Origin of the sequence: Arthrobacter sp. Y81 (genome assembly GCF_002929335.1) — a bacterium.
Classification (GTDB): domain Bacteria; phylum Actinomycetota; class Actinomycetes; order Actinomycetales; family Micrococcaceae; genus Arthrobacter.
Map to the genome: position 1 here is coordinate 1 of NZ_PJIL01000078.1, position 585 is coordinate 585.

Annotated in this window: 2 protein-coding genes; one reads left to right on the forward strand and one right to left on the reverse strand. The window is 65.0% G+C overall.

What is annotated here, in order from left to right; all coding sequences use genetic code 11:
* Positions 1-328 (forward strand): DUF4482 domain-containing protein (locus CXQ91_RS24250; protein WP_219816615.1); only part of this gene is annotated, 328 nt, incomplete at its 5' end.
* Positions 329-338: 10 nt separating this feature from the next.
* Here CXQ91_RS24250 and CXQ91_RS24255 read toward each other — a convergent pair.
* The coding region (locus CXQ91_RS24255) for a carbohydrate porin (protein WP_146072438.1) at positions 339-585 on the reverse strand (247 nt) is incomplete at its 5' end.

Below are 585 nucleotides of genomic sequence, written 5' to 3' on the forward strand. Positions count from 1 at the left end.
TCGCGATCACTGCCTGCGCACCCAGGGCTTCGATATCGACTACCCCCAGGCGACGCCGCTCAAGCCAACCTACGGCGCACCGCGGGTCAGCGCCCTGCGAGCGGACTGGAACAGCGAGAAGGTGCAGGTAGTGGAGCTGCAGGAGGCGGCGGCGATGCTGGAACAGGCCGACCGCAACCTGCAGGCACAGGAGAACCAGATTCGTGAACTGCAGGAGCGAATCGCCCGCTTCCGTCGTGAGGACGGTGCGCTGCGATTCACCATTGTTTGCCTGATTGCGCTGGCGCTGTTCCAGGCCGGCCTGCTGATCTGGATGGCGACGCGCTAATCCGCGACTTTTACCACCAATGCTCCACCTGCACGCCGAAGTTCGAACCATGGCGGGCATTGCCGAATGCACCGGTGTCCGACAACGCCGAGCCTTCGGCCATCAGGTTGGCGGCACGCTGCGCCGCCTCGTTCCAGCTGGCATAGGTGTAGTACAGCCGGAACTCCGGCCGTGCCCAGAAGCCAGGGCCGGCGGGTGACCAGGTCGGCGCGATGGTGAACTTCGTCAGTTTGCGCGTACCGTCGGTGGCGTCGATC